Here is a 25776-nt window from a genome sequence, read left to right as displayed (position 1 = left end):
TGCTCTGGTGTTGTCCGTCCTCACCGCCATCGGGTCCATGGCCTGCATCGTCGCGCTGGGCTGGGCGGTCCAGCGGCACGGCCTGCTCGCCGGGGGAGCCTTCCCGCGGGGCGCCACCCACAGCGCGGACGGCGGGGCGGCCCGCCACGTGCTCGCGACGCTCTCGTTCACGATCTGCGCCCCCGCGCTGATGTTCAGCACGCTGGCGTCGACCGACCTCGCACACGTCGTCTCGCGGGGCGCCGCGGTCACCTGGGCCACGACGGCGGCGCTCGCCCTGGTCAGCGCCGCCGTCGCGCGGTGGGTCCTGCGCCTGCCGGCGGGCCCGGTCGCCGTGACCACGCTCGCCTCCGTCTACGTCAACGGCGGCAACATCGGCATCCCGCTCGCCGTCTACCTGTTCGACGACGCCCTCGCCGTGGTGCCGACCCTGCTCTTCCAGCTTCTCGTGCTGGCGCCGCTGGCGCTGGCGGTGCTCGACCGCTCCGCGCCGGCGGCCGGAGCCGCCCGGACGGATGGCCGGGCGGGCAGCCGCTCTGGCTGGTCCTCGGTGGTCCACGTCCTGCTCGCGGCCGTCCGGAACCCGATCACGGTCGGCACGGTCGCCGGCCTGCTCGTCGCGGTCGTGAGCGAGCTGACCGGACTGCGGCTGCCTGATGTCGTCCTGCTCCCGTTCGACCTGATCGGCGCCGCCGCCCCGCCGCTGGGCCTGCTGACCTTCGGGATGACCCTCGCGGTGCCGATGCCGGCGCTCCCCGCGCCGGCCCCCGCCACGGAACCGCAAGCCGACCCGGACCGTCCCCGGCCTCCGGTGCCGTGGTGGGCCGGCCGCGACCGGCTGCTGGTGCGGGCGGTGGTCGCGCTCGCCGTGCTGGTGCGCAACGTGCTGCACCCGCTGGTGGCCTGGGCCGTCGGCACCGCCGTGGGGCTCGACCAGCAGGCCGTGGCCCTCGTCGTCACGATGGCCGCGCTGCCCACCGCGGTGAACGTCACCACGTACGCGACGCGGTACGGGGTGTTCGACGGCGTGGCCGCGCGCGCGACGGTCTGGACCACGGCGCTCTGCGTGCCGGTGCTGGTGGCGGTCGGCGTCCTCCTGGGGTGAGCGGCGCTCGGTGCGGGCGGTGGCGCCTCCGCGGGGCGGGGTCTCCGCGCGGCGGGGTCTCCGCGCGGCGGGGTCTCCGCGCGGCGGCGGGCACTGGAGGGAGTGCGGAAAACCAGGGGCTTGTGGTGGGGCGGTGAGCCTGGCATGGTTGCGGGAAACCGGTTTCTCGTGGTCAGGGAGCCGGCCTCGTGGACAAGGGAGTCACATGCGAACACCACCATCCCCGCGCCCGCGCGGGGCCCTCGGCCCGGCGCCGGAGAGCGCCCTCACTTTGCCCGCCGCCCGTCCGCTCGCCCGTTCGCTCGCGCTGCCGCTGGCACTGACCGTGGGCCTGGCCGGCGCGCTGGTCGCCGTCGGGCAACCGGCCGCGGCGAGCCCCGCGGGCGGGGCGGCGACCACCGTCGCCGAACACTCGACGGGCGGGCACGGCCCGGGCAGGCATCGCGGTGACCTCGGCCGCGAGACCATCGCGGCCGACGACGGCTGGGCCGCCTGGTCCGGCCCCACGTCCCCCGAGGGCGTGGAGCGGCAGGCCGGGCCCACCACGGGCGGGGCCGCCGCCGCCCCGGCCGAGGTCTACACGGTCGACACCTGGCAGGAGCTGCGCGACGCGCTCGCCGGCCGGGAGGGCGGCAGCCAGAACGACGCCCGGTACAACGAGACGCCGCGGATCGTGTACGTCACGGGGACGCTCGATGCCTTCAGCGCGCCGGACGGGACCCGGCTGACCTGCGAGGACTTCGCGTCGCGGGTGACGGTGGAGGGTACGGGCGAGCCGTTCTCGATGGACGACTACATCGAGCACTACGACCCGTCCGGCCCGTGGGGATGGGTGGAGCCGTCCGGTCCGCTGGAGCGGGCGCGCGACGCGGCGGCGCGTCTGCAGGCGGCCCAGACGCAGCAGCACGTCGGCTCGAACGTGACGATCGTGGGGGTCGGCGACGACGCCCAGATCTCCGGCGCGAACCTCCGCGTCCGGGACGCGCACAACGTCATCCTCCGGAACCTGCGGTTCTCGGACGGCTACGACTGCTTCCCGCAGTGGGACCCGGGCGACAGCGAGTCGGGGAACTGGAACTCCGCCTACGACAACGTCTCGCTGTGGACGTCCACGAGCGTGTGGGTGGACCACTCCACGTTCGACGACGGAGCGCACCCCGCCGACTCGCTCCCCGTCGTCTACGGGCGGCCGTTCGAGGTGCACGACGGGCTGCTCGACATCACGCACGGGTCCGACCTGGTGACGGTGTCGTACAACGAGTTCCTCAGCCACGACAAGACCATGCTGATCGGCTCGTCCGACTCGCGCACCCAGGACCGCGGACAGCACCGGGTGACGCTCCACCACAACTACTGGGAGGACATCGGCCAGCGCGCACCACGCGTCCGGTACGGCGACGTCCACGCCTACAACAACTACTACCGGCAGACCGAGACCGGCTCGTTCCAGTACTACTGGGGATCCGGCAAGGAGTCGAGCCTCGTGGTCGAGAACAACGCGGTCCGGCTGGCCCGCGGGTCCGACCCTGCCACTGTGGTCGGTGCGTACGGCGGCACGATGCTCAGCGAGTCCGGCACGACGGTGAACGGCCGGCGGGCGGACCTCCTGGCGGCCTACAACGCCACGGCGACGACACCCCTGGCCGACGAGGCACGCTGGACCCCGTCCGACGCGTACCGGTACCGGCCGCTGCCGACGGCCGCGGTCCCGTGGGTCGTCATGGCCCGCGCCGGCGCGGGCGTCCTCACCTCCACCCCGCCGAGGTAGTCGTCTGGCGAGGTAGTCGTCTGGCGAGGTAGTCACTCAGCGCGCGCTGGGTGACTACCTCGCTGCCTGACTACCTCGCCAGGGGACTACCTCGGCGGGAGCGGGTCAGATGCCCAGGTCTAGGGCCTCGATGCGGACCGGCTCGCCCGTCTCCAGCGAGCGGTTGCCCGCGTAACCGACCGACGACGCGCGGACGCCGTCGACGTAGCCGGCCTGGCGACCGAGCGGATCCACCTCACCCGACGGCGCGAACACGCTGGCCAGCAGCAGCGCGTCACCGCCGCCGTGCCCTCCACCGCCCCGCACGATGGGCCGCTCCTCGGCGCGCTCCCAGTGCCGCTGCACCACGAGCCGCTCGCCGATGGGCCGCACCTCGTCACCGGCGAACACCTCGGTGGCGCTGGGGTCGAGGACCGCCACGCCGTCCTCGCCGAACTCGACCGAGCCGCGCTCCGTGACCTCGAGCTCCGCGCGGCCGCGCGTGCCGTTGACCACCACGCGGTAGCCCTCCCACGGCGCATGCGCGGTGAGCGAGTAGGTCAGCAGCGCACCGCCCTCGTACTCGACCACGAGCCCCAGGGTGTCCTCCGTGGTGATGCCCGCGTCGAACACGGACCGGTTGCGCACGTAGCCGTCCACGGCCTGCGCCTCGGGCCCGTACAGCGTGGACAGCCACTCGTTCTTGTCCACGGAGAGCTGCCACGGGTCGATGCCACGCTCGTTCAGCGCGCGCTCGGCGTCGGTGACCTCGTAGCCGGTCTCGTGCGCGCCGTCGTCGCCGTAGAAGCGGCGGCCGCCCGTCGCGAAGACGCGCTGCGGAACGCCATCGATCCACCAGTTGACCAGGTCGAAGTGGTGGCTCGACTTGTGCACCAGCAAGCCGCCGTTGTTCACCTTCTCGCGGTGCCAGCGGCGAAAGTAGTCGGCGCCGTGCACGGTGTCGAGGGCCCAGTCGAAGTGGACCGACAGCACGCGGCCGATCTCGCCGCTCGCGATCACCTGGCGCAGCGCGCTGTTGCGCGGCGAGTAGCGGTAGTTGAACGTCGTGACCAGGTCACGACCGGTCTCCGCGACGGCGTCGACGATCTCCCGGGCCTGGTCGGCGTGCGCGGCGAGCGGCTTCTCCACGACGACGTCGGCCCCGGCCCGCAGTGCGCGAGCGACGAGGTCACCGTGGGTACGGTCGACCGACGTGACGATCACGCGGTCCACGGACTGTTCCGCGATCGCCTTCTCCAGGTCGTCCGGCGCGTAGACGGGCCGGATACCGCCGAACGCCGCGGCGACGCGCGCCTCGTAGGCCGCCGCGCGCACCGGGTTGGGCTCGACCCACGCGACGATCTCGCCGTCCGGCGCGTGCGCTCCGATCAGGGCGTTGATGTACATGGACGCGCGGTGCCCCGTACCTACCACCGCGTAGCGGCGGCGCCCCTCGGGCAGCGGGCCCGACGGCGGCGTGGGCTCTTGCGTCGGACCGGTGATCGGCTCGGTGGTCGGCTCGCTGGTCGGCTCGGGCATCGGTGGAGAGCTCCTTCGGTCGTCGTCGACGTCGGGTGGATGGGGTTGCCACGATACGGCGCTTGGAAAGCGCTGTCCACGATCTGTCCGGCTGAACCCGGCCCGGCGCTCAGCGCCGCTCAGGCGTGAGGACGACCTGGCCGGCCCAGGCGAACCCGCCGCCGAACCCGAACAGGAGCGCGGGCACGCCCGACGGGATCTTGCCCGCGTGCCACCACTTGGACAGCCCCATCGGGATCGACGCCGCCGACGTGTTGCCCGACTCCGTGATGTCCGTGACCACTACCTTGCCCTCCAGCCCGAGGGCCTTGGCGAGAGGTTCGATGATCCGCAGGTTCGCCTGGTGCGCGACGAGCACCTCGATGTCGTCGATGCTCAGCCCGGCCCGCGCCACGACGCCCCGCGCCCGGTCGGCGGCCCGGGTGATGGCCCACTTGAACACCGCGCGGCCGTCCTGCTGGAACTTGACCTCCGGCACCTCGATCCGCACGGCGGGCGTGAGCTCCGGCTCGGTGCCCCACACCACCGGTCCGACGCCGGGGTCGTCGGCAGCCTGCAGCACCGCCGCCCCCGCGCCGTCGGCCGTGAGGATGCACGTCGAGCGGTCGGTCCAGTCCGTGTACGCGGTGAGCTTCTCCGCGCCGACCACCAGCGCCGTGTGCGCGGAACCGGTGCGGATCGCCTGGTCGGCCAGCCCCACCGCGTGCGCGAACCCGGAGCACGCCACGTTGAGATCCATCGCCGCCGGCCCCACCACGTTGCGCAGGTCCGGTGCTTCCTCGCCCTCGGGTGTCGAGGCGCCCGGCTGGACGCCGGTACGCAGCGCGTACGCGACCCGCCCCGCCGTGTTGGGCGAGCGGTCGTCGTTGGTGGCCGTCGCGACGATCACCAGGTCGACCGCGTCAGCCGTCAGGCGGGCGTCGGCGAGCGCGTGCTCGGCCGCGGCGGTGGCCATGTCGGCCACCGTGACGTCGTCGGCGGCTACGTGGCGGGTGACGATGCCGGTGCGCGACCGGATCCACTCGTCGTTGGTCTCGACGAGCTCGGCGATGTCCTCGTTGGACAGCGTCCTCGGTGGCTGGTGGTGTCCCAGACCGATGATGCGGGAGCCTGCGGCTCCGGACGGGAGTGCGAGTGTGGGCGACGTAGCCATGAGGTCAACGTAGCGCGCCCAGGTCGAACGGCTCGACGGCCAGACCGGGCACCCGCTCCCGGGCCGCGCGCACGACGCGCTCCTCCGCGCCCGGGCCGAGGTCGAGCAGCTCGCCCACCTCGCGGAGCGCCCCGCGTAGCTGGGCGTCGTACCGCTCCCCCATCGCCGCGTTGCGGCCCTTGTAGGTCCACGCGATGAGGTTGGTCAGGTCGAACCGCGGACGGCATGCACGGCAGGACATGATGCCCTGCGGTCGCCGGAACCGCGTGACCCGGTGGCCCACCGGGCACGCCCCGACCCACGGCCCGTCGATCGACGGTGCGGACGGGTCGACGCAGCGCTGCCCCGAGCACCCGATCCGCACCGCCACCTCGCGCCACGCCGGCCCGTGCTTGGCCTTCGGTCCGGCGAGCGCGTGCGCCACCTCGTGCAGGATGGTGTCGCGTACCTCCCGTTCCTCGTGGATCCGGGTGAGCGGCGCGGACAGGCTGATGCGCCTCTTGCCGTAGCTGCACATCCCTGCGCGCCGGACGGCGTCGTCGAACTCGAACGTCCAGGCCTTCAGGCCGTGCTGGTCCATCAGCTCGCGCGCCAGGCGCGAGGCGGCGACAAGATTCATGCGTACCCCTGCGGTGATCGTCGGTGAAACGTCCGGCCCTCCCGGACGTGATCGAACCTACGGGGCTCCACTGACACCCGAGCCACGTTATCCACAGCTCCGTGCCGCGCACCCGGAGCATGGCCCTTGCGGGCGGCGGCATGCGCCTGCCCGTCGCCCAACCGTCTGACCTGCACTTTCGTCACTGACATCCGTGGCACCATCTCGGCCATGGGCTATCAGGAGCAGTTTCGTCGGGCGGCACTCGACCTGCACTTCCCGGAGGACGAGGTCACCACGTTCATCGGGCACCTGCGGGGGTCGATCAGGTTGGAAACGCTCGCGGACGCCCCCGGAGCCCCCGTCGGACGGTTCGGTGGGCCGCCGCGGCTGCCGGTGGGGACGAGCTGGCCGGACAACGGAGACGGGTCCCTGGCGTTCGTCTTCTCCGTCGACTGTGCGGCACTGCCGCGGGTCGACGGACTCGACCTGCCGGTCGACGGCTCGCTCCTGTTCTTCCTGGACCACCAGGACGACAACGAGCAGTGCCACGCCGAGCACCGACGGTACGCGCGGGTCATGCACCTGCAGGCAGGCGCCGAGACCGCGGTCGCGGAGCCGCCGTACCCCGGGCTGGTCTCCGACGAGCAGTACGACGTCAGCGCCGCGGTCGACGCGTGGCTGCCCGACTGCCTCGACCTGGAAGAGCACGAGATACTGCCCTTCCACGAGCAGCTGGCACAGGAGCTCCGGAGCTCCATGCCGCACCTGGACGAGCTCGATGCCCTGACCGAGGAGCTCTGGCCTCCGAGCAGCGGGCTCGCGAGCGGCTTTCTCGGTGGGTACACCGACGACGAGGTGCTCTGGACGATGGCGGAGGAGATCCTTCGGGAGCGCGAGAAGAGCGGCGGGACCACCATTCCGCAGGACGAGTGGTTCGACCACATGGCGGTCGAGCAGCGCCGGCTGTCGGACGAGTGGATGTCACTCGCCACCTTTATGGTGTCCTCCGACTACTACCACGGGCGCATGTCGATCCGCCGCGACGACCTGGCCGCCGGCCGTCTGGACAGGATGCTCTCCATGACCGAGTTCACCGAGTAGCGGAACTCGCCGGCGGGATCGGGAAGTTCGTCCGGAACACGTTCGACGGGTCGTACGTGGCCTTGATCGTCCGCAGCCGGGAGAACGTCGGCTCGGGGAACGCCTCCAGCAGGCGCTCCGGGCGGCTGTCGGTGTCGAAGGAGAGGTACGAGCCGTCCATGACCGGCCCGATCTCCGCGTCCCACGCCTGGTTGAGCCGGTCCTGGTCACCAGCCAGCGCCGAGAGCGCGAAGTTCTGGTGCCGGTGCGGGTACGCGGTGGCGTCGGGTGCCACGTCGTTGCCCGCGCCGCCCGTGGTCCGGATCGACGTGAAGTACGACTCGCCGGAACTCAGCAGCCGTTCGATCGCCCGGCTCGCGCCCTGGTCCAGATGGGTGAGCAGGCCGGACCTCGCGGACGGGTCACCACCACCGGAGTGGTGCGCGTCCTCCTGGCGTACGACCCCCGAGTACGGCAGCAGCTGCGCCTGGTGGCCGAGCAGCGGCCCGGCGTCGGCCAGCAGCTCCAGCTGGGCGATGGCCTCGTCCGGTTCGACGTCGGTGCCCTGCGCCGCGATCACCGTCATGAGCTGGGCCATGGGTGGCTGACCGCCACGTCCACGCCCCAGGATCATGAACGACGTGAGCCCGCGCGGCGCGGCCTCGACGGTGGCGCCCCACTTCTCCAGCAGTCCGGCGGTGTCGGTCGCGTCGAGCGTCATCTGGGAGAAGACCACGTCGCCGACCGCTCCGGCCTCGATCTCCAGCCAGGTCACCACGCCCATGTTCCCGCCGGCGCCGCGCAGCGCCCAGAACAGGTCCGGGTGCTCGTCGCGGGAGGCGTGGAGCACGCGCCCGTCGGCGGTGACGACCTCGGCGGCGACCACGTGGTCGATCGTCAGCCCCTGCAGCCGCCCCAGGAATCCGATGCCGCCGGTGGTCCCGAGCCCGCCGACGCCCACGCCGCCGTGGTCGCCCGACGTGATGGCCCAGCCGCGCGGCGCGAGGGTCGCGGCCACCTCGCCCCAGGTGGCCCCTGCCCCGATCCGCACGCGGCGCGTGGCCTCGTCGACCACCTCGACCGACCGCATGCCGCGCATGCTCAGCACCACGCCGCCGTCGTTCGTCGACCGGCCGGAGATGCCGTGCCCGGCCGAGCGGACGGCGAACTCCACGCCTTGCTTCTGCACCCAGGCGAGCCCGGACGCGACCTCGTCGGTGCCCTGCGGCCGCAGCACCAGGCCCGGGGCCCCGCTCCGCAGGTAGTTGTGCCGCACGGAGCCGTACTCGCGGTCGCCGGGCTCCACGGCCCGGGCGGCCAGCTCTCGCGGCAGCGAGTCGTAGTCGATCCCCTCGCGCCGGGCGGCCAGCGCCACCGCGCCACGCCGGGCCGACGCCGGCACGGTGCCGCTCGACCTCCGCTCGGCCGCGACCGCCTCCCGCACGGCTGGTGCGACCTCCTGCGCGAACGCCCGGATCTGGTCCGGGTCGTCGCCCATGGCGATGAAGCCGCTGACGCCGTCCGTGAGCGCCAGGTCGGTCAGCTCCTCGACCCACTGGTCGGCGGGACCCTGCAGCGGACCTGTCGAGCGGTCGGTGATGGCCCCACCCAGGTTGAGCAGACGGCGGATCGCGCTCGGTGAGCGCCCTGCCTCCAGCGCCGCCTCGTCGATGGTCGCGTTGCCCCGCGCCAGGTCGCCGTCCTTGAAGTACGGGAGCGAGGGCAGCCAGCCGTCGGCCTTCGCACCGGTGAGCCGGAGCATCCGCTTCTTGTACGCGCCGAGCCAGATCGGGATGTCGTGCGCGGGAGCCGGGCCGCGCTTGGCGCCGTCGACCCGGTGGAACCGGCCCGGCACGCGCAGCGGGCTGCGGTTGGTCGCGTCCCAGATGCCCCGCATGATCTCGATGCCCTCCTCGAGGGCGTCGACGGACTCGGCGGGCGTGCGGCGGGTGACGCCCATCGCCTCCATCGCGTCCCAGAACCCGCCGGCGCCCACGCCCATGTCGAACCGGCCGCCGCTGAGCAGGTCGAGGCTCGCTGCGGAGCGGGCCACCAGGGCGGGCTGGCGCATACCCAGGTTGAGCACGTTTCCGGAGATATGAATGCGTTCGGTCTGCGCGGCGACCCAGGACATCAGGGTCCACGTGTCGAGGAACGACGGCTGGTACGGGTGGTCCTGGAACGTGACGAGGTCCAGGCCCAGCTGTTCCGAGAGCTGAGCGAGCCGGACGGGCGTCTGCGGGTCCTGGTTGCCGGGGGTGATGAACGTGCCGAAGAGCAGCTCGTGCCCGTAGTCGGTCATGGGTGACGTCGTCCCTCGTGTCGCTGCGTCCGCCGCGCATCGGCGGATCGTCTGTCTAGCAGACGATATTACTCACAACTCTTCTCGCTGGCCGCACATTCCCGTACGATCGGTACATGAGCACCACGGCGACGACCCCCACGGGCCGGCACTCCCTGTTCGGCTGGTCCCTCGCCGCGCTCCTGCGCGAGTGGAGCGCACGGGTCGACGCCGCTGCCGACGACCTGCCGCAGGGCACACGCGGCTACCAGCTGCTCACGGCGGTGGTGCACGGCGACCTGCCGAGCCAGGCGGCGCTCGCCTCCACGCTCGGCATCGACCGTACGGTCATGACCTACCTGCTGGACGCGTTCGAGGAGTGCGGGCTCGTCGAGCGGCAGCAGGACCCCGCCGACCGCCGCGCGCGGCGCATCGTGGCCACCGACAAGGGGCTGGGGGTGCTCGCCGCGATGGAAGCTCGCGTCGCCGCGGCGGAGGACGAGCTGCTCGCCGGACTCGAGCCGGCACAGCGCGCACTGCTCCGTGAGCTGCTGGAGCGCGCCGCCACCGGCGCCGGCCCGGACGACGACCCCTGCCGCACGGTGGTCGAGGCGACGACGCGGCGCTGATCGCCGGTTCGGTCCCGTCCGGAGACGCTCAGCGCCCGCCCAGACCCGCCTCGCGGTAGAACCCCTCGATGTGCTCGCGCATCAGCCGCTCGGCAGCCGCGGCATCCTGGCCCTCGACGGCGTCGACGATCGCGCGGTGCTCCGCGCACAGGCGCGCCGCCGTCGTCGGCCACTCGTCGAGCGCGGCGGCGCCCGCCACGACGTAGGACGCGACGGCCGACCGCAGGCCGACCAGGATCGCCTCCACGAGCTGGTTGCCGCCCAGCCGGACCAGCTCGAGGTGAAAGTCCTGGTCGTGCTCGACGAACGTGGCGACGTCGAGGCCCGGATCAGCCATCGCGTCGACGTGCGCGCGCACTCTGCGCAGCGTGGCGTCGTCGTGCGCCCGGGCCGCGGCGTCACGCACCACTCCGGTCTCGAGCAGCACGCGCGTCCGCACGACGTCGGACACGGGCAGCGTGCCGGAGGCGACGTGCAGGCGCACGGCCGCGCCCAGGCCGGCCGCCGGGCGGTCGATCACCGTGGCGCCGGCGCTCGGGCCGGAGCCGACGGCCGTGCGCACGATGCCCATCGCCTCCAGGATGCGGATGGCCTCGCGCACCGAGGGGCGGGACACCCCGAGCTCCTCCGCGAGCGCCCGCTCCGCCGGGAGCCGCTCGCCGATCGACCACTTGCCCGCGGTCAGACCTGCCTCGATCTGGGCCAGCACTCGCTCGTGGGTTCGCACCGGACCAGTGTACTTCTGTGGTCTGTCCACAGTGGGCTATGGTGAGGACAGACCTCGAAGGAGAGTGCCCATGCGCATCGCCCTGGCCGCCACCTGCATCGCCGACGCCATGTTTCCGCAGGCCCCCAAGGCCGTCGTGACACTGCTGGAACGACTGGGGCACGAGGTCGTCTTCCCCGCCGGGCAGGCGTGCTGCGGCCAGATGCACGTCAACACCGGCTACCTCGCCGAGGCCGTCCCGGTGGTCCGTAACCACGTGCGCACGTTCGAGCCGGTGACCGACGGCGAGTGGGACGCCGTCGTGGTGCCGTCCGGCTCCTGCACGGGGTCGATCCGGCACCAGCAGGCGATGGTCCTCGACCGCGCCGGCCTGCCGGCCGAGGCGCGGGCGGCCGCCGCCGTCGCCGCCCACACCTATGAGCTGTCGGAACTGCTGGTCGACGTGCTGGGTGTGACCGACGTCGGCGCGTGGTTCCCGCACCGTGTGACCTACCACCCCACGTGCCACTCGCTGCGGATGCTGGGGGTGGGCGACAAGCCCGAGCGGCTCCTGCGGGCCGTCGAGGGGCTGGAGCTGGCCCCGCTCGCGCAGGCAGAGGGCTGCTGCGGGTTCGGCGGGACGTTCGCCCTGAAGAACGCGGACACGTCCGCCGCGATGCTGCGGGACAAGGTGGACGCCGTCGTGGACACGGAGGCCACGGTGCTCACCGCCGGCGACTGGTCGTGCCTGATGCACATCGGGGGCGGCCTCTCGCGCGACGGTGCGGGCGTGCGGCCGATGCACCTGGCCGAGATCCTCGCCTCGACCCGCGAGTCGCCGACCGTGCCCGGCCCACCGAGAGCCTCGACCACGACCGGCGCCCCCGCGGGCGCCGGGCAGGAGGCGGCCCGATGAGCACGTTCCTCGGTATGCCCGGCGCCCACGACGGTCGCGGGCCGGGCCCTTCCGCGGCACCCGACACCCTGGCCGGCATCGGCCGTCCGGAGGACCCCCTGCACTGGGGAGCGTCCTTCCCCGACGCCGCACGGTCCGCGCTCGAGAACGGCCAGCTGCGCCGCAACCTGGGCAAGGCGACGTCGACCATCCGCACCAAGCGCTCGAACGTGGTGGGCGAGGTGCCCGACTGGGAGGCGCTGCGGGACACCGGCTCCGCGGTGAAGACCGACGTCATGGCACGCCTCCCGGAGCTGCTCGAAGAGCTGGAGCGCAACGTCACGGCGCGCGGCGGCACGGTGCACTGGGCGCGGGACGCGGCCGAGGCCAACCGGATCGTCGCCGACCTGGTGCGCGCCAAGGAGACCGACGAGGTCGTCAAGGTCAAGTCGATGGCCACCCAGGAGATCGGGCTCAACGAGGCGCTCGCCGAGGAAGGCATCGCCGCGGTCGAGACCGACCTCGCGGAGCTCATCGTGCAGCTCGCCGACGACATGCCGTCGCACATCCTGGTGCCCGCCATCCACCGCAACCGCACCGAGATCCGGGACATCTTCCTGGAGCGCATGGCCGACGCGCCGCCCGACCTGACGGACGTGCCCCGTGAGCTCGCGATGGCGGCCCGCGCGCACCTGCGGCGCAAGTTCCTCGCGGCGAAGGTCGCGATCAGCGGCGCCAACTTCGCCGTCGCGGACACCGGGACGCTCGCCGTGGTGGAGTCCGAGGGCAACGGCCGCATGTGCCTCACGCTGCCCGAGACCCTGATCACCGTGATGGGCATCGAGAAGCTGGTACCCACCTTCGACGACCTCGAGGTGTTCCTGCAGCTCCTGCCCCGGTCCTCGACCGGCGAACGGATGAACCCGTACACCTCGATGTGGACGGGGGTGACGCCCGGCGACGGGCCGCAGGAGTTCCACCTGGTGCTGCTCGACAACGGCCGGACCAGCGTCCTCGCGGACGAGGCCGGGCGCTCCGCCCTGCACTGCATCCGCTGCTCCGCGTGCCTCAACGTCTGCCCCGTGTACGAGCGGGTGGGCGGCCACGCCTACGGCTCGGTCTACCCGGGCCCGATCGGCGCGATCCTGACGCCGCAGCTCACCGGCGAGAAGTCCGACCTTCCGTACGCCTCCACGCTGTGCGGCGCCTGCTACGAGGTGTGCCCCGTCAAGATCGACATCCCGTCGATCCTGGTGGAGCTGCGGGCGCGCGAGGTCGAGCTCGCCGGCGCCTCGCCGGACACCGCGGACCGGGTCTGGAAGGCGGCCATGAAGGCCGCGTCCTTCGCGATGGCCGACGGCGCGCGGTTCCGCCGCGCCGCCCGGGTGCCGCGCGTGCTGCGCGCGATCTCGCGCGACGGCGTGATCAAGCGGCTGCCGTTCCCCGGCTCGCTGTGGACCGGGTCCCGGGACCTGGTGGCACCACCGAAGCAGACGTTCCGCGACTGGTGGGACGGGCGGGAGGAACAGCGATGACCGACGCCAGGACCGAGATCCTCACCCGCATCCGCTCGGCGCTGGGCCCGGACGGCGGCGCGGTCGCCACTCCCGTGCCGCGCGAGTACCGCGCGGCCGGCGAGCACGCGCCGGGTTCCGACGTCGTGCTGGACCTGCTGGTCGACCGCCTCGAGGACTACAAGGCGCACGTCCACCGGACGACCGCTGCGGGCCTCCCGGACTTGCTCGCGCGGATGCTCGCGGAGCGGGCGGCAGAACGCGGACGGGACGCCGCGCGCGGGTCCGTCGTCGTGCCCAGCGGGCTGGATCCCGCCTGGGTCACCGGGCTGGGGCGGGTCGCGGTGCGCACCGACTCGCCCGAGGCTCCCCTGTCGGCGGCCGAGCTGGACGGGACCGACGCCGTCGTGACGGCCGCCCGCGTCGCCGTCGCCGAGACCGGCACCATCGTGCTCGACGGCGGACCCGACCAGGGCCGCCGTGCCATCTCGCTGGTACCGGACACGCACGTGTGCGTGGTCCGGACCGACCAGGTGGTGCAGACCGTCCCGGAGGCGGTGCGCCTGCTCGGCACGGACCCCGCCCGCCCGCTGACCTGGATCAGCGGGCCCAGCGCGACGAGCGACATCGAGCTCGACCGCGTGGAGGGCGTCCACGGCCCGAGGACCCTGCACGTGGTGCTGGTGAGCTGACCGGTCAGGGGTGCAGGCGCGCCCCCTTGACCACCTTGTCCACGACCCGCCGCTCGCCCGCGACCGCCACCCCGACCAGGTCGAGCTTCTCGGTGGCGACGCTCGCGACGGCCGCCCGGTTGTCGACGTCGTTCCCTGTCGCGAACAGGTCCGCCGTGTAGACGCCGATGCGCAGCCCGCGCGCGTCCGCGCGCTCGCGGATCGTGGCGAGCCGGTCCCCGTCGGCCACCATGACCATCACGGGCGTGCCCAGCATGGCGAGGTACTCGCGCCCGTCGGCGTCCCGGTAGGGCTCGCCGACCAGCTCCGGGTAGGCGGCGGTCACGGCGCTGGCCAGGAAGGCCGTCACGTTGCCCTCCTGCCAGCCCAGCAGGTCCTCCCGCAGCACGATCACGATCTTGGCCTGTTCGAAAGTCATACCGCTCACAGTGCGCCCGTGAGCGAGCCGGGATCTTGTACGTTCTTGACATGGGCTCGCCCGGTTCGGCCTCGGACACCGCACAGGACGTGGTGCGCGCCTGGCGGCCAGGAGTCGACGGCGTCGCCGAGGTGCTGCACGCCGCATGGCACGAGCACGCCTACCCGGCCCACACCCACGACACCTGGACCGTGCTGGTCGTCGACAGCGGTCTGATCGGCTACGGCCTGGGCGGTCACGAGCACGCGGCCCAGCGCACCGGGGTGACCGTGCTGCCGCCGGGCGTGGTGCACGACGGGCGGTCGGTGACCGCCGCCGGCTTCCGCAAGCGCGTCGTCTACCTGGAGCCCACGGTGCTCGACGACGCGCTCGTCGGCCGTGCCGTCGACGCCCCGCTCGTCCTGGACGACACGCTCCGCACCCGCTTCGTCGGGCTCGACCGAGCGCTGACCGTGCGCGAGGACGTCGCCGCGGAGAGCCTGCTCGCCCTGGTGACGGAGGGCCTGGCCTGGCACCTCTCCGGCCGCCCGACGCCGCCGCGAGAACCGGCCACCGCCTCGACCGCCCGCCGTGCCCGCGACCTGCTCGACGCCGACCCGGCACGACCCGTCCGGCTCGCGGAGGTCGCCGCCGAGCTGAACGTCACCGTGCCGCACCTCGTCCGGGCCTTCACCAGGGAGCTCGGGCTGCCCCCGCACCGGTACCTCGTGGGTCGCCGCCTGGACATGGCGCGGCGCCGGCTGCTGGCCGGCGAGCCCGCCGCCGACGTGGCCGTCGCCACCGGGTTCCACGACCAGGCCCATCTCACCCGGCACTTCCGCCGCCTGCTGCGCACCACGCCGGCCCGCTACCAGCGCGGATAGCCCCTGGCTGTGGGCGTGCGTGTCGTGCGGGAGAATGGCCTCTCGTGACCGACCCTGCGCCCGAGCCGACCCTCTTCGACCTTCCGCCGGGTGCCCGGCGTCCCCGGGCCCGGGTCGTCCTGCTGACCGGGCCGTCCGGCTCCGGCAAGACCTCGCTCACCCGGCGGCTCGGCCTGCCGGTGGTGCAGCTCGACGACTTCTACCTCGACATCGACCACCCCGGCCTGCCGCAGCGCTACGGGAGCGTCGACTGGGACAGCCCGGCCACCTGGGACGCCAGGGGGGCGCTCGCCGCGCTGCACGACCTGGCGACCGAGGGCCGCGCCGACGTTCCCGTGTACGACATACCGACGTCGCGCCGGACCGGGATGCGCCGGCTCGACATCGGCGGCTCGCCCCTCATCCTGGCCGAGGGTATCTTCGCGGCGCACCTCGTCGACGACTGCCGCGCCGAGGGCCTGCTCGCCGACGCGATCTGCCTGACCCGGCCACGGCTGGTGACGTTCTGGTTCCGGTTCCTCCGGGACGTCGCGGAGGCACGCAAACCGATCATCACCCTGCTGCGCCGGGGTACCTCGCTGCTGCGCGCGGAGCCTGCGATGATCGAGCGGTGGGTTGCGCTGGGCTGCCGCGCGTCCTCCCCGGCTCAGGCAGAGAAGGACATCCGCGGGCTCCTGGGTCAAAAGTCCTCGAACGCGTAATCCACGTGTAACCGAACTGCCACGTACCCCACACGCGTGGGGCTCACCCTGGGGCACAGGAGGTGGTGTCTGTGATCCAGCGCAACGGCTTGCGTGTGCTCTCGCTGTACGAGGGCTTCTTCAGCGGCGGGGCTCGTGTCCTGCACTCGACAGTGGTCGCCGGTCTGCATCAGGGCGGCCGTCAGCAGCATGCTGTGCTGAGCCTGCACCACGAGGTGCGGCGTGAGGCCACCCTCCAGCGCATGGAGGACGACCCCCGGTACCGCGCGCTGCGGGCCGCAGGCGTCCGGATCGGCTCCCTGGGCCGGAGCACCGACGCAGGCCACGACCCTCGCGTCTTCACCGAGGCCGAGCTCCAGGCCGCGGCTCGCCAGGCAGGCAGCTCGCACGTGGTGCTCTCGCTCAAGGAGCAGCCGCTCCGGCTCGTGAACCAGGACGCGTTCCCGGACCGCCCGGTGATCGCTTGCCTGCACCGGTCCGACCCCGAGCATCAGGGCGACGCCCTCGGCGACCTCCTGACCGCGGCGGACCGGGGGCGGCTCGCCGCCGTCGTCTGCTGCGCGGAGTCGACGCGGGACGCGTACCGCGACGCCGGCGTGCCGGCGGACCTGCTGCGCGTGGTACCCAACGGCATCAACCTCGCCCGGTTCCGGCCGGTGCAGGGCGCCCGCCGGCTCGCGCTGCGGGGCGCAGCCGGACTCCCTGGCGACGCGAGCGTCGTGGTCTACGCGGCGCGGTACGACGAGATGAAGAACCCCGAGCTCTTCCTGCGGTCGGCCCGCACGTTCCTCTCCCTGGAGCCGAAGGGCCAGGTGCTCATGTGCGGCGCGGGCATGAGCGCCGCCAACCGGGCACTGCAGGACGACCTCGCCCGGATCTTCGGTGACCGGCCGGACCTGCTCGACCGGCTGCAGCTGCTCGGGGTGCGGCACGACATGGAGCTGGTCTACGCGACGGCCGACGTCGTGGCCCTCACCTCGACGTTCGGCGAGGCCGCACCGCTGTGCCTCATCGAGGGCTCCATGTGCGGGGCGGTCCCGGTCACCACGCCGGTGGGTGACGCGCCGTCGATCGTCGAGCGCACCGGGTTCGTGACGTCGTTCGAGCCCGAGGAGATCGCCGCCACCTGGATCGAGGCGGCGGCCCGGCGGGAGGAGCTGGAGTCGGCACGCACCGCCGTGCGCCCCCGGTTCAGCCACGTCCGGATGATCGCGGGTTACGCGAGCATCATCGAGCGCACGCACCGCGAGGCAGCCCTGCGGCCGGCCCGCGTCTGAGCCAGGACGGGCGTGGTCCCACCCGGACGACCGTGTGGGACCACGCCACCCGCCCGGACACGGCAAGATGACCTCATGTCCGACGCCCCCGTCACCCTGAGCCAGGTCGCCCGCGAGGCCGGCGTCTCGCTCGCCACGGCGTCGCGCGCCATCAACGGCAGCGCCACCCGCAGTGTCCGTGCGGACCTGCGCGAGCGTGTGCTGGAGACGGCACGCCGCCTCGCCTACTCCCCGGACCCCAGCGCGCAGGCCATGGCCCGCGGCCGCACGTCGGCCCTCGGGCTCGTGGTGCACGACATCGCCGACCCGTACTTCTCGACCATCGCGGCCGGCGTGGCCCGCGCCGCCGAGCGCGAGGGCCTGATCGTCACGCTGTCCTCCACGGAGCACAGCCCCGGGCGCGAGCTCGCCTTCGTCGAGCTCGCCCGGCGACAGCGGTCGCGCGCGATCATCCTTGCGGGAGGGCGCCTCGCGCCGGGCGACGAGGCGGCGGCCAGCGACGCGGCAGCCAGCGACGCGGCGCCGGGCGGGGTGCCGCCCGCCGGGGCGCTCGAAGCGGCGCTGCGCTCGTTCCAGGACGCCGGAGGTGGGGTGGCGCTGATCGGCCAGCCGGTCGGTGACCTGCCGGTCGTCGAGATCGCGAACGCCGACGGTGCGGCCGACCTGGCCCGCGCCCTGCACGGCCTGGGCTACCGGCGGTTCGCCGTGCTCGCGGGCCCCACCGGCCACCGCACGGCCGCCGACCGGACGGACGGGTTCGCCGGGGCGCTGGCGGAGCTCGGCAGCCCTGTCACACCTGGTGACGTGCTGACGTGCGAGTTCACCAGGGACGGCGGGTACTCGGCGATGCGTGAGCTGATCTCGCGCGCCGACGCCCCCACGGCCGACGACGGCCTGCCCGAGCTGGTGTTCGCCGTCAACGACGTCATGGCGGTCGGCGCGATGGCGGCGGTCCGCGACGCCGGCCGGAGCGTGCCGGACGACGTCGCCGTCGCCGGGTTCGACGACATCCACACCCTGCGCGACGTCTCGCCCGGGCTGACGACGGTCCGGATCGAGCTGGCGGAGGTCGGGGCGCTGGCGACCGAGCTGGCGCTCGGCCGCTCGGCAGCGGCTCGGACCCGGATCAGCGGTGAGGTGGTCCTCCGGGAGTCGACGCCCGAGCGGTTCATCGACCGCGCCTGATCGACGACCCGCCGCACCGCGGGCCCGTCGCATCCCGGCATGTACTCACCACCGGATCGTGCGCTACCCTCTTTGGGAAAGCGCATTCCGTACCGACGATGGAGTCTCGCCCGTGACCACACTTCGCATCGCCATGAACGGCGTCACCGGCCGCATGGGTTACCGCCAGCACCTCGTGCGCTCGATCCTGCCGATCCGCGACCAGGGCGGGGTCACGCTCCCCGACGGTTCGCGGGTCCAGGTCGAGCCCGTGCTGGTGGGCCGCAACGCGGACAAGCTCAAGGAGCTCGCCGCGCTGCACGACGTCGAGCACTGGACGACCGACCTCGACTCGGCCATCGCGGACGCCGACATCGTGTTCGACGCCGCCATGACCAACCTGCGTCCCGCGACGCTCGCCAAGGCGATGAAGCAGGGCAAGCACGTCTACACCGAGAAGCCGACGGCGGAGACGCTCACCGAGGCGATCGAGCTGGCGCGGCTCCAGACCGAGACGGGCGTGACGGTCGGCGTCGTGCACGACAAGCTGTACCTGCCGGGCCTGGTCAAGCTGCGCCGGCTCGTGGACGAGGGCTTCTTCGGCCGCATCCTGTCGCTGCGGGGCGAGTTCGGGTACTGGGTCTTCGAGGGCGACACGCAGCCTGCCCAGCGTCCCTCGTGGAACTACCGCAAGGAGGACGGCGGTGGCATGACCACCGACATGTTCTGCCACTGGAACTACGTGCTCGAGGGCATCCTCGGGCAGGTCCGGACCGTGACGGCCAGGACGGTCACGCACATCCCGACCCGCTGGGACGAGCGCGGCGCCGAGTACGCCGCCACGGCCGACGACGCCGCGTACGGCATCTTCGACATCACCACGCCCGGCGGCGACGACGTCGTGGCGCAGATCAACTCGTCCTGGGCGGTGCGCGTGTTCCGCGACGAGCTCGTCGAGTTCCAGGTGGACGGCACCCACGGCTCCGCCGTCGCCGGTCTGCGGGAGTGCCGGGCCCAGCACCGTTCGCACACCCCCAAGCCCGTGTGGAACCCGGACCTGCCGGTCACCGAGCCGTTCCGCGACCAGTGGCTCGACGTCCCCGCGAACGCCGACCTCGACAACGGCTTCAAGCTGCAGTGGGAGGAGTTCCTGCGCGACGTCGTGGCGGGGCGTCCGCACCGCTTCGGCCTGCTGTCGGCGGCGCGCGGCGTGCAGCTCGCCGAGCTGGGGCTCCAGTCGTCCGCTGAGGGTCGCCGCCTCGACGTCCCGGAGATCACGCTGTGAGCGGGGCTCCGGTCGAGCTCCCGGTGTTCGACGGCGACGGCCGGGTCACCGGTACGGAGACCGTGTCCCTCGGCGCCCCGGGGCCCTGGACGACGCCGTCGGGACCGATCACCTCCCGCGTCGCCTTCGCGGCGGCCCACGTGGTGCCGCAGCTCGGCGCGGAGAACGTGCCGGGCGCTCCCGCCGTCGTCGACTGGGACTCGACCCTCGCGTACCGGCACCGCATCTGGGAGCACGGGCTCGGCGTGGCCGACGCGATGGACACGGCCCAGCGCGGCATGGGGCTCGACTGGGCCGCGACGCAGGAGCTCGTGCGGCGGTCCGCCGCCGAGGCCGCCTCGGTGGGCGCCCGCGTCGCCTGTGGTGCCGGGACCGACCAGCTCGCGCCCGACGTCGTCGCCGCGCTGGTCCCGGGTGACGCCGGGCTGGCCACGGTGGCCGACGCGTACCGCGAGCAGGTGCACCTGGTGCAGGACGCCGGTGCGCAGGTCATCGTCATGGCCTCGCGTGCCCTGGCGAAGGTCGCCCGCGGGCCCGAGGACTACGCCCGCGTGTACGACGCCGTCCTGGCCGACGCCGAGCGGCCCGTGATCCTGCACTGGCTGGGCACGATGTTCGACCCTGCGCTGGCCGGCTACTGGGGCTCGGACTCCGTGGACGACGCCACCGCGACGTTCCTCGACCTGGTCCGCGCCCACCAGCCCCGCATCGACGGCGTCAAGGTGTCGCTGCTGGACGCCGCGCACGAGGTGGGCCTGCGCCGTTCGCTCGCGGCGCTGCCCTCCGACGACGGCGTCCGGCCGCGGCTGTACACCGGCGACGACTTCAACTATCCCGAGCTGATCGCCGGGGACGAGCAGGGCCACTCGGACGCGCTGCTCGGCATCTTCGCGGCGATCTACCCGGCCGCCTCGACGGCGCTCCAGGCGTTCGACGCCGGCGACGCCGAGGGCGGGCACAAGATCCTGGCCTCGACCGAGGCGCTGGGGCGGCACATCTTCGCCGCGCCCACGTACTACTACAAGACCGGGATCGCGTTCCTGTCCTGGCTCAACGGTTTCCAGCCCGGGTTCGCCCTGGTGGGCGGGCTGCACTCCGGCCGGTCGCTGCGCCACCTCGTCGAGCTGGCCCGGCTGGCCGACGGCTGCGGCATGCTGCTCGACCCGCCCCTGGCCGCCGCCCGCCTGCGCGGGTTCCTCACGACGAACGGGGTCACCTCATGAACGCGCCAGAAACCCAGGCCACCGGGGCCGGGCGGCTCAGGAACCGGGCTTCCCTGAACACGGCGACCGTCAAGCACGCCTCGCTCGCGGAGGCATGCGACGCGGCGGCCACCGCGGGGTTCGGCGCCGTCGGACCGTGGCGCGACGTGGTGCACGACGTTGGCGCGTCCGAGGCGGCTCGCATCATCTCCGAGGCCGGGCTGCGTGCGTCGTCCCTGTGCCGCGGCGGGTTCCTCACCGCGGCGGACGACGCCGGGATCCGCGCCGCGCTCGACGACAACAAGCTGGCCATCGAGGAGGCAGCGACGATCGGCACCACGGAGCTGGTCTTCGTGGTCGGCGGGCTGGCGGGGTCCACGCCGGGCGGGGCTCCGGCGCCGGACGCGGACCGGGACCTCGTCGCCACCCGCGGCCGGGTCGCCGACCGGATCGGCGACCTCGTGCCGTTCGCCGCCGAGCACGGCGTGCGGATCGTGCTCGAGCCCTTGCACCCGATCTTCGCCGCCGACCGCGCGGTGATCTCCACGCTCGCACAGGCGCTGGACCTGGCGGCTCCGTTCGCGGCGTCCGAGGTGGGCGTCGTGGTGGACACGTATCACGTGTGGTGGGACCCGGCGCTGCGCAAGTCCATCGCGCGGGCGGGCCGGGAGGACCGCATCGCCTCGTACCAGGTGTGCGACTGGGTGCTGCCGCTCGCGGCGGATCCCCTGAACTCGCGCGGTCACGTGGGTGACGGGTACATCGACTTCGAGACGATCACGGGCTGGGTGCGCGACGCCGGCTACGTGGGCGACATCGAGACGGAGATCTTCAACGAGGAGATCTGGGCCCGCCCGGCGTGGAAGACGGCAGCGACGGTGGTGTCCCGCTACGACAAGCACGTGGCCCCGCACCTGTAGCCGCGAACACGGATGGTCGGTAGAAGGTCAGGTGGTCGGCACCCCCGGGGGTGCCGACCACCTGACTTTCTACCGACCACTCGGCGGATGAGCTAGCTCGCCGGGCGCAGGACGAACCGGCACATGCCCCAGACCGCGTACAGCAGCGGGGCGGCCGCGAAGCCCAGGCCCACCACGGGGCGGGCCGCCAGGAGCGACACCAGCAGGCCGAGCACGACCAGGACCCCGGCCGAGAGATACCAGCGCCGGACCCCGAGCACGAGAGCCGCCAGCAGCACGTCGCGCAGGCGCGCGCCCGGCATCTCGGGCACCGCGGCCAGGGCGAGCACGGCAGTCAGCACCGCAAGGACGGCGAGCGTCACCAGCACCGGGATCGCTACCGCGCCGGCACTGCGGCCCCAGAAGAACGCCACGTCGACGGCGGCGACGACGACGGCGCCCGTCGCGAGCGCCCCGATCGCCAGCCCTCGACGCAGGTGCCGGCGCCAGGCCCGTGCGAAGGTGCGCACGACCGCCGTCGACCCGTCGGAGCCGAAGACGCCGAACACCGCAAAGGCGGCGGCGAGGGCCGGTCCCAGCAGGGGCGCGGCCACGGCGAGGTACGGCCAGCTCGCCGCAGGATCCGTCACCGCCACCAGCACCACGAGGGGCAGGCAGGCGACGGCCAGGAGCATGTTGGTCATGAGCCCCGTGTAGACGGTGCCGAACACCATCTCGTAGGTCTCCGGCCCGATCAGCGGCCGGCGGCGAGGCGCTGCCCCCGCGGTGTCCGCGGTGGTCATCCCTTCACACCCGTCGTCGCGATGCCCTGGATGAAGTAGCGCTGGCCGAAGAGGAAGATCAGCGCGATCGGCAGCACCGACAGCACCGAGCCCGTCATGATCAGCGCGTGCTCGGCGTTGTACTCCCCGATGAACGACTGCAGGCCGAGCTGGATGGTCCACAGCGGCCGCTCACGCAGGTAGATGAGGGGGCCGAGGTAGTCGTTCCAGGTCTGGACGAACGTGATGATCGTCAGGGACGCCAGGGCCGGCACCGACAGCGGCATGATGATGCGCCACCAGATCCCGTACTCGGAGAGCCCGTCGATGCGCGCCGCCTCCGACAGCGAGTCCGGGATGGACTCGTAGTACTGCTTCATCAGGAACACGCCGAACGCGCCGAACGCCTGCAGCAGCATGATCGCCCACAGGGTGTTGTTGAGCCCCCAGCTCGAGAGCATCTGGAACTGCGGGATCATGTAGGACTGCCACGGCACCGCGATGGTCCCGATGTACAGCAGGAACAGCACGTCCCGGCCGGGGAAACGCATCTTGGCGAAGCCGTAGGCGGCGAAGCTGCCGGTCAGCACCTGCAGGAAGGTCACGGCCACGGACACGACCAGGGTGTTGCGCACCCAGGTGACCATGTCGGCCTTGACCCAGATGTCCATGTAGTTGCGCCACTGCACCGGATCCGGGATCCACTGCACCGGTGCCGTGAACACCTGGTTGTTGAGCTTCAGTGACGAGATCACCATCCAGGCGAACGGCAGCATGATGCCCGCCGCCGCGACGATCATCGTCGCGTAGAGCAGGACCCGGCCGGACTTCCGGAGCGCGGACGTACGGGCGGCCATCACGCATCCCTCCGCTTGTTGTACAGGAACTGCACCACGGTCACGAGGATGCAGATGAGGAACAGGACGACGGCGATCGCGGAGGCGTACCCGAACTGGAACTGCTCGAAGCCCTTCTGGAAGATGTACTGACTGAGCACGAGGGTCGCCTGTCCCGGACCGCCGTCGGTCATGACGAGGATCAGGTCGAAGACCTTCAGGCTCTGGATCGTGACCATGACGGTCACGAAGAACATCGTGGGCCGCAGGCAGGGCAGGGTGACGTTCCAGAACCGCTGCCAGACGCCGGCGCCGTCGATCCGGGCGGCCTCGTGCAGCTCGGTCGGCACGGTCTGCAGACCGGCCAGGAACAGGAGCATGTAGTAGCCCATGTCCTTCCAGGTGCCCACGATGATCACGGCAGGCATCGCCCAGTCCTTGGAGACCGTCCAGCCCGGCACGTCGCCGTCGGTGAACAGGCCGAGGAACTGGTTGATCGGCCCGAACTCGGGGCTGAACAGCATGTTCCACACCACCGCGACCGCGACGATCGACGTGATGTACGGGAAGAACGCCACGGTGCGGAAGAACGCGGCGCCGCGCAGCTTCTGGTTGAGCAGCAGCGCGAGGCCGAGGGACACCGCGATGGTGATCGGGATGTGCAGCGCCGCGTAGTAGAAGGTGTTGCCGAGCGCTATGTGAAAGCTCTTGTCGCCCACCAGCCTGGCGAAGTTGTCGAGGCCGACCCACTTGGCGGTCCCGAAGATGTTCCAGTCCGTCAGGGACATGTAGAACAGCGTGAACACCGGCGTCAGGGTGAGTACGGCGAAGCCGAGGAAGTTCGGCAGGATGAACGTCCAGCCGATCAGCGCGTTGCGCATCTTGAGCGACGTGCGTGGGGTCTTGAGCGGCGGCGGGGGCGCGGGCTGCGAGAACCCGAGGCTCCGCTTGTCGCCGACGACCGGTGTCGTCATGGGGGATGTCTCCTCTGAAGTGCGTGATGGTCCGGGGCCCGCGCGGGCCAGCTCTTGGCCGTGGGCGCGACCGTCGCGACTGTGCGTCTGGTTCAGTCGCAACGGTCACGCCCACGGCCGGAGGGGTTAGCCGACCTCGTTGGCCACGCGTTCCTCGGCCTCGGTGATCGCCTCGTCCACCGGGGTGGACTCCGACATGACCGCCGAGTGCATCTCGCCCAGGATGGTCTGGATGGACGCCGTGTTCTGACCCACCGGGTTCTCCGGCAGCGTCTCGTGCGTGGTGTAGGCGAACCGGGACACATCGTCCTGCGGCACACCCTCCAGCGAGAAGATCGCGTCGGCCACGGCATCGTCGATCAGGGCCGGCGTGATGCCGATCTCGGCGAGCGCCGCTGCACCCTCCGGGCCGGCGGCGAACCGCAGGAAGTCCTTGGCGGTCTCGATCTTCGACTCGTCGATGCCGGCGTTGATGCCCATCGTGGTCGGGTCACCGAACGTGACCGGCGTGCTCTCCGTGCCGGTCGTCGACTCGTCGAGCTGCGGGATCGGTGCGATGCCCCACTCGAACTTCTCCGCCGCGCCCGACTCCTGCTCCGCGACGAGCGTGCCGATGTACCAGGAGCCCATCGGCATCATGGCCGCCTTCTGGGTACCGAACTGCGCCTGGTAGGTCAGCTCGTTGGTGGTGACCGTGGCGTAGGACGGCTGTGCGCCGCTGTCCTGCGTGGCGAGCTCACGCTCGTAGTACGGCGCGAGGAACGAGAAGTCCCCGCCGTCCAGCGCCGCGCCCTCGGTCTGTGCGAGCGCGAAGCCCTGCACGGTGGACTGCCAGCTGTGCAGGTAGGTGCCGGTGACCTGCTTCTCGCCGATGCCCTTGGTCAGCTCCTCCGCGGCGGCCGCGTAGTCGTCCCAGGTCCAGGACCCGTCCGGCAGGTCGACGCCGGCCTTCTCGAACAGGGCCTTGTTGTAGTAGAGCAGCCACGAGTCCTGGCGGTAGGGCACCGCGTAGGTGACGCCGTCGACCGCCATCGGCTCCAGCCCGCCCGTCGCCGGGTCGAGCTCCGCCGCCACGTCCGAGATGTCGAGCAGCGTGCCGCCCTCGGTGAACGTGACGTAGTTCTTCAGGTTCTTCACGATGAAGATGTCCGGCGCGGCGCCGGCGGACAGGTCCGCGGTGAGTGCCGTGTCGTAGTCGTCGCCCGCTGGGTACTCCTTGAGCTCCACGGTGACGTCCGGGTTCGCCTCGTGATAGGCGTCCGCGAGCGTCTGGAACTCCGGCGTGGACGCGAAGTCCCAGCCGGCCAGGCTGATGGTCACCGGGCCCTCCGCGGCAGCGGGCTCTGCTTCTCCGCCGCACCCCGTCAGGGCCAGCGTCGCGGCGGCGGCAACACCGACCGCGCTCATGATCTTGCGGTTCATCTCTACTCTCC

Annotated in this window: 24 protein-coding genes; 14 read left to right on the top strand and 10 right to left on the bottom strand. The window is 72.3% G+C overall.

Annotated elements, in window-relative coordinates:
* Positions 1 to 7 precede the first annotated feature (7 nt).
* Together ACYVK7_RS22190 and ACYVK7_RS22185 are read left to right on the top strand one after the other, a co-directional pair.
* Complete coding sequence (locus ACYVK7_RS22190) at positions 8 to 1105, top strand: AEC family transporter (RefSeq protein ID WP_460889895.1); 1098 nt, start codon at positions 8 to 10, stop codon at positions 1103 to 1105.
* 205 nt (positions 1106 to 1310) lie between these two features.
* Complete coding sequence (locus ACYVK7_RS22185) at positions 1311 to 2873, top strand: pectate lyase family protein (protein WP_460889894.1); 1563 nt, start codon at positions 1311 to 1313, stop codon at positions 2871 to 2873.
* A gap of 105 nt (positions 2874 to 2978) precedes the next feature.
* On the opposite strand, the gene ACYVK7_RS22180 is transcribed toward ACYVK7_RS22185, so the two are convergent.
* The 3 genes from ACYVK7_RS22180 to ACYVK7_RS22170 all read right to left on the bottom strand — a co-directional run bounded on the left by ACYVK7_RS22180 (position 2979) and on the right by ACYVK7_RS22170 (position 6163).
* A complete protein-coding gene (locus ACYVK7_RS22180; protein ID WP_460889893.1) occupies positions 2979 to 4391 on the bottom strand; it encodes a Gfo/Idh/MocA family oxidoreductase in 1413 nt (470 codons plus the stop codon).
* A 109-nt stretch (positions 4392 to 4500) separates the two neighbouring features.
* On the bottom strand, positions 4501 to 5544 hold the full coding sequence (locus ACYVK7_RS22175; RefSeq protein WP_460889892.1) for a 3-oxoacyl-[acyl-carrier-protein] synthase III C-terminal domain-containing protein: 1044 nt from the start codon (positions 5542 to 5544) through the stop codon (positions 4501 to 4503).
* Positions 5545 to 5548: 4 nt separating this feature from the next.
* Positions 5549 to 6163 (bottom strand): SprT-like domain-containing protein, encoded by a 615-nt coding sequence (locus ACYVK7_RS22170; RefSeq protein WP_460889891.1) that lies wholly within the window; start codon positions 6161 to 6163, stop codon positions 5549 to 5551.
* Positions 6164 to 6373: 210 nt separating this feature from the next.
* Here ACYVK7_RS22170 and ACYVK7_RS22165 point away from each other — a divergent pair, with 210 nt between their 5' ends.
* A complete protein-coding gene (locus ACYVK7_RS22165) occupies positions 6374 to 7246 on the top strand; it encodes a DUF1963 domain-containing protein (protein WP_460889890.1) in 873 nt (290 codons plus the stop codon).
* Here the strand turns inward: ACYVK7_RS22165 and ACYVK7_RS22160 are convergent.
* Positions 7236 to 9527 (bottom strand): LLM class flavin-dependent oxidoreductase, encoded by a 2292-nt coding sequence (locus ACYVK7_RS22160; protein WP_460889889.1) that lies wholly within the window; start codon positions 9525 to 9527, stop codon positions 7236 to 7238. The two genes, ACYVK7_RS22165 and ACYVK7_RS22160, sit on opposite strands and share 11 nt — an antisense overlap.
* A gap of 116 nt (positions 9528 to 9643) precedes the next feature.
* On the opposite strand from ACYVK7_RS22160, the gene ACYVK7_RS22155 reads away from it, so the two are divergent.
* Complete coding sequence (locus tag ACYVK7_RS22155; protein WP_460889888.1) at positions 9644 to 10135, top strand: MarR family winged helix-turn-helix transcriptional regulator; 492 nt, start codon at positions 9644 to 9646, stop codon at positions 10133 to 10135.
* A gap of 28 nt (positions 10136 to 10163) precedes the next feature.
* On the opposite strand, the gene ACYVK7_RS22150 is transcribed toward ACYVK7_RS22155, so the two are convergent.
* A complete protein-coding gene (locus ACYVK7_RS22150; protein ID WP_460889887.1) occupies positions 10164 to 10862 on the bottom strand; it encodes a FadR/GntR family transcriptional regulator in 699 nt (232 codons plus the stop codon).
* A gap of 70 nt (positions 10863 to 10932) precedes the next feature.
* On the opposite strand from ACYVK7_RS22150, the gene ACYVK7_RS22145 reads away from it, so the two are divergent.
* The 3 genes from ACYVK7_RS22145 to ACYVK7_RS22135 are packed head-to-tail and all read left to right on the top strand — an operon-like array spanning position 10933 to position 13942.
* Positions 10933 to 11757 carry a (Fe-S)-binding protein gene (locus ACYVK7_RS22145; protein WP_460889886.1) on the top strand — a complete coding sequence of 275 codons (825 nt, stop codon included), beginning with the start codon at positions 10933 to 10935 and terminating at the stop codon, positions 11755 to 11757.
* Positions 11754 to 13271, top strand: coding sequence for a LutB/LldF family L-lactate oxidation iron-sulfur protein (locus ACYVK7_RS22140; protein WP_460889885.1), 1518 nt, complete (start codon positions 11754 to 11756; stop codon positions 13269 to 13271). The genes ACYVK7_RS22145 and ACYVK7_RS22140 overlap by 4 nt, the downstream gene beginning before the upstream one ends.
* Entirely contained in the window at positions 13268 to 13942 is a 675-nt protein-coding gene (locus ACYVK7_RS22135; protein WP_460889884.1) for a LutC/YkgG family protein, read from the top strand. The genes ACYVK7_RS22140 and ACYVK7_RS22135 overlap by 4 nt, the downstream gene beginning before the upstream one ends.
* Positions 13943 to 13946: 4 nt before the next feature.
* Here ACYVK7_RS22135 and ACYVK7_RS22130 read toward each other — a convergent pair whose 3' ends face one another.
* Entirely contained in the window at positions 13947 to 14360 is a 414-nt protein-coding gene (locus ACYVK7_RS22130) for a DUF2000 family protein (RefSeq protein ID WP_460889883.1), read from the bottom strand.
* 50 nt (positions 14361 to 14410) lie between these two features.
* On the opposite strand from ACYVK7_RS22130, the gene ACYVK7_RS22125 reads away from it, so the two are divergent.
* The 7 genes from ACYVK7_RS22125 (at position 14411) to ACYVK7_RS22095 (ending at position 21772) form a co-directional block, all read left to right on the top strand.
* Entirely contained in the window at positions 14411 to 15223 is an 813-nt protein-coding gene (locus ACYVK7_RS22125; RefSeq protein WP_460889882.1) for a helix-turn-helix domain-containing protein, read from the top strand.
* Between the two features lie 44 nt (positions 15224 to 15267).
* Positions 15268 to 15924: a uridine kinase family protein gene (locus ACYVK7_RS22120; protein ID WP_460889881.1), complete on the top strand. Its 657-nt coding sequence runs from the start codon at positions 15268 to 15270 to the stop codon at positions 15922 to 15924.
* Positions 15925 to 15995: 71 nt separating this feature from the next.
* Positions 15996 to 17201, top strand: a complete 1206-nt coding sequence (locus ACYVK7_RS22115; RefSeq protein ID WP_460889880.1) for a glycosyltransferase — start codon at positions 15996 to 15998, stop codon at positions 17199 to 17201.
* Positions 17202 to 17276: 75 nt separating this feature from the next.
* Positions 17277 to 18386 carry a LacI family DNA-binding transcriptional regulator gene (locus ACYVK7_RS22110; RefSeq protein WP_460889879.1) on the top strand — a complete coding sequence of 370 codons (1110 nt, stop codon included), beginning with the start codon at positions 17277 to 17279 and terminating at the stop codon, positions 18384 to 18386.
* Positions 18387 to 18519: 133 nt separating this feature from the next.
* On the top strand, positions 18520 to 19650 hold the full coding sequence (locus ACYVK7_RS22105) for a Gfo/Idh/MocA family protein (RefSeq protein WP_460890022.1): 1131 nt from the start codon (positions 18520 to 18522) through the stop codon (positions 19648 to 19650).
* Positions 19647 to 20873 (top strand): dihydrodipicolinate synthase family protein, encoded by a 1227-nt coding sequence (locus tag ACYVK7_RS22100; RefSeq protein ID WP_460889878.1) that lies wholly within the window; start codon positions 19647 to 19649, stop codon positions 20871 to 20873. The genes ACYVK7_RS22105 and ACYVK7_RS22100 overlap by 4 nt, the downstream gene beginning before the upstream one ends.
* Positions 20870 to 21772: a sugar phosphate isomerase/epimerase family protein gene (locus ACYVK7_RS22095; protein WP_460889877.1), complete on the top strand. Its 903-nt coding sequence runs from the start codon at positions 20870 to 20872 to the stop codon at positions 21770 to 21772. The genes ACYVK7_RS22100 and ACYVK7_RS22095 overlap by 4 nt, the downstream gene beginning before the upstream one ends.
* Positions 21773 to 21864: 92 nt before the next feature.
* Here the strand turns inward: ACYVK7_RS22095 and ACYVK7_RS22090 are convergent, their stop codons facing one another.
* The 4 genes from ACYVK7_RS22090 to ACYVK7_RS22075 form a co-directional block, all read right to left on the bottom strand.
* Positions 21865 to 22554, bottom strand: a complete 690-nt coding sequence (locus ACYVK7_RS22090; RefSeq protein ID WP_460889876.1) for a DUF624 domain-containing protein — start codon at positions 22552 to 22554, stop codon at positions 21865 to 21867.
* Positions 22551 to 23390, bottom strand: coding sequence for a carbohydrate ABC transporter permease (locus ACYVK7_RS22085; RefSeq protein WP_460889875.1), 840 nt, complete (start codon positions 23388 to 23390; stop codon positions 22551 to 22553). Before ACYVK7_RS22085 ends, ACYVK7_RS22090 begins: the two co-directional genes overlap by 4 nt.
* Positions 23390 to 24343: a carbohydrate ABC transporter permease gene (locus ACYVK7_RS22080; protein ID WP_460889874.1), complete on the bottom strand. Its 954-nt coding sequence runs from the start codon at positions 24341 to 24343 to the stop codon at positions 23390 to 23392. Before ACYVK7_RS22080 ends, ACYVK7_RS22085 begins: the two co-directional genes overlap by 1 nt.
* 126 nt (positions 24344 to 24469) lie before the next feature.
* Positions 24470 to 25765 carry an extracellular solute-binding protein gene (locus tag ACYVK7_RS22075; RefSeq protein WP_460889873.1) on the bottom strand — a complete coding sequence of 432 codons (1296 nt, stop codon included), beginning with the start codon at positions 25763 to 25765 and terminating at the stop codon, positions 24470 to 24472.
* Positions 25766 to 25776 lie beyond the last annotated feature (11 nt).

The sequence above is a fragment of the Promicromonospora xylanilytica genome (assembly GCF_054782895.1).
This window is presented reverse-complemented; position numbering and strand designations above follow the sequence as displayed.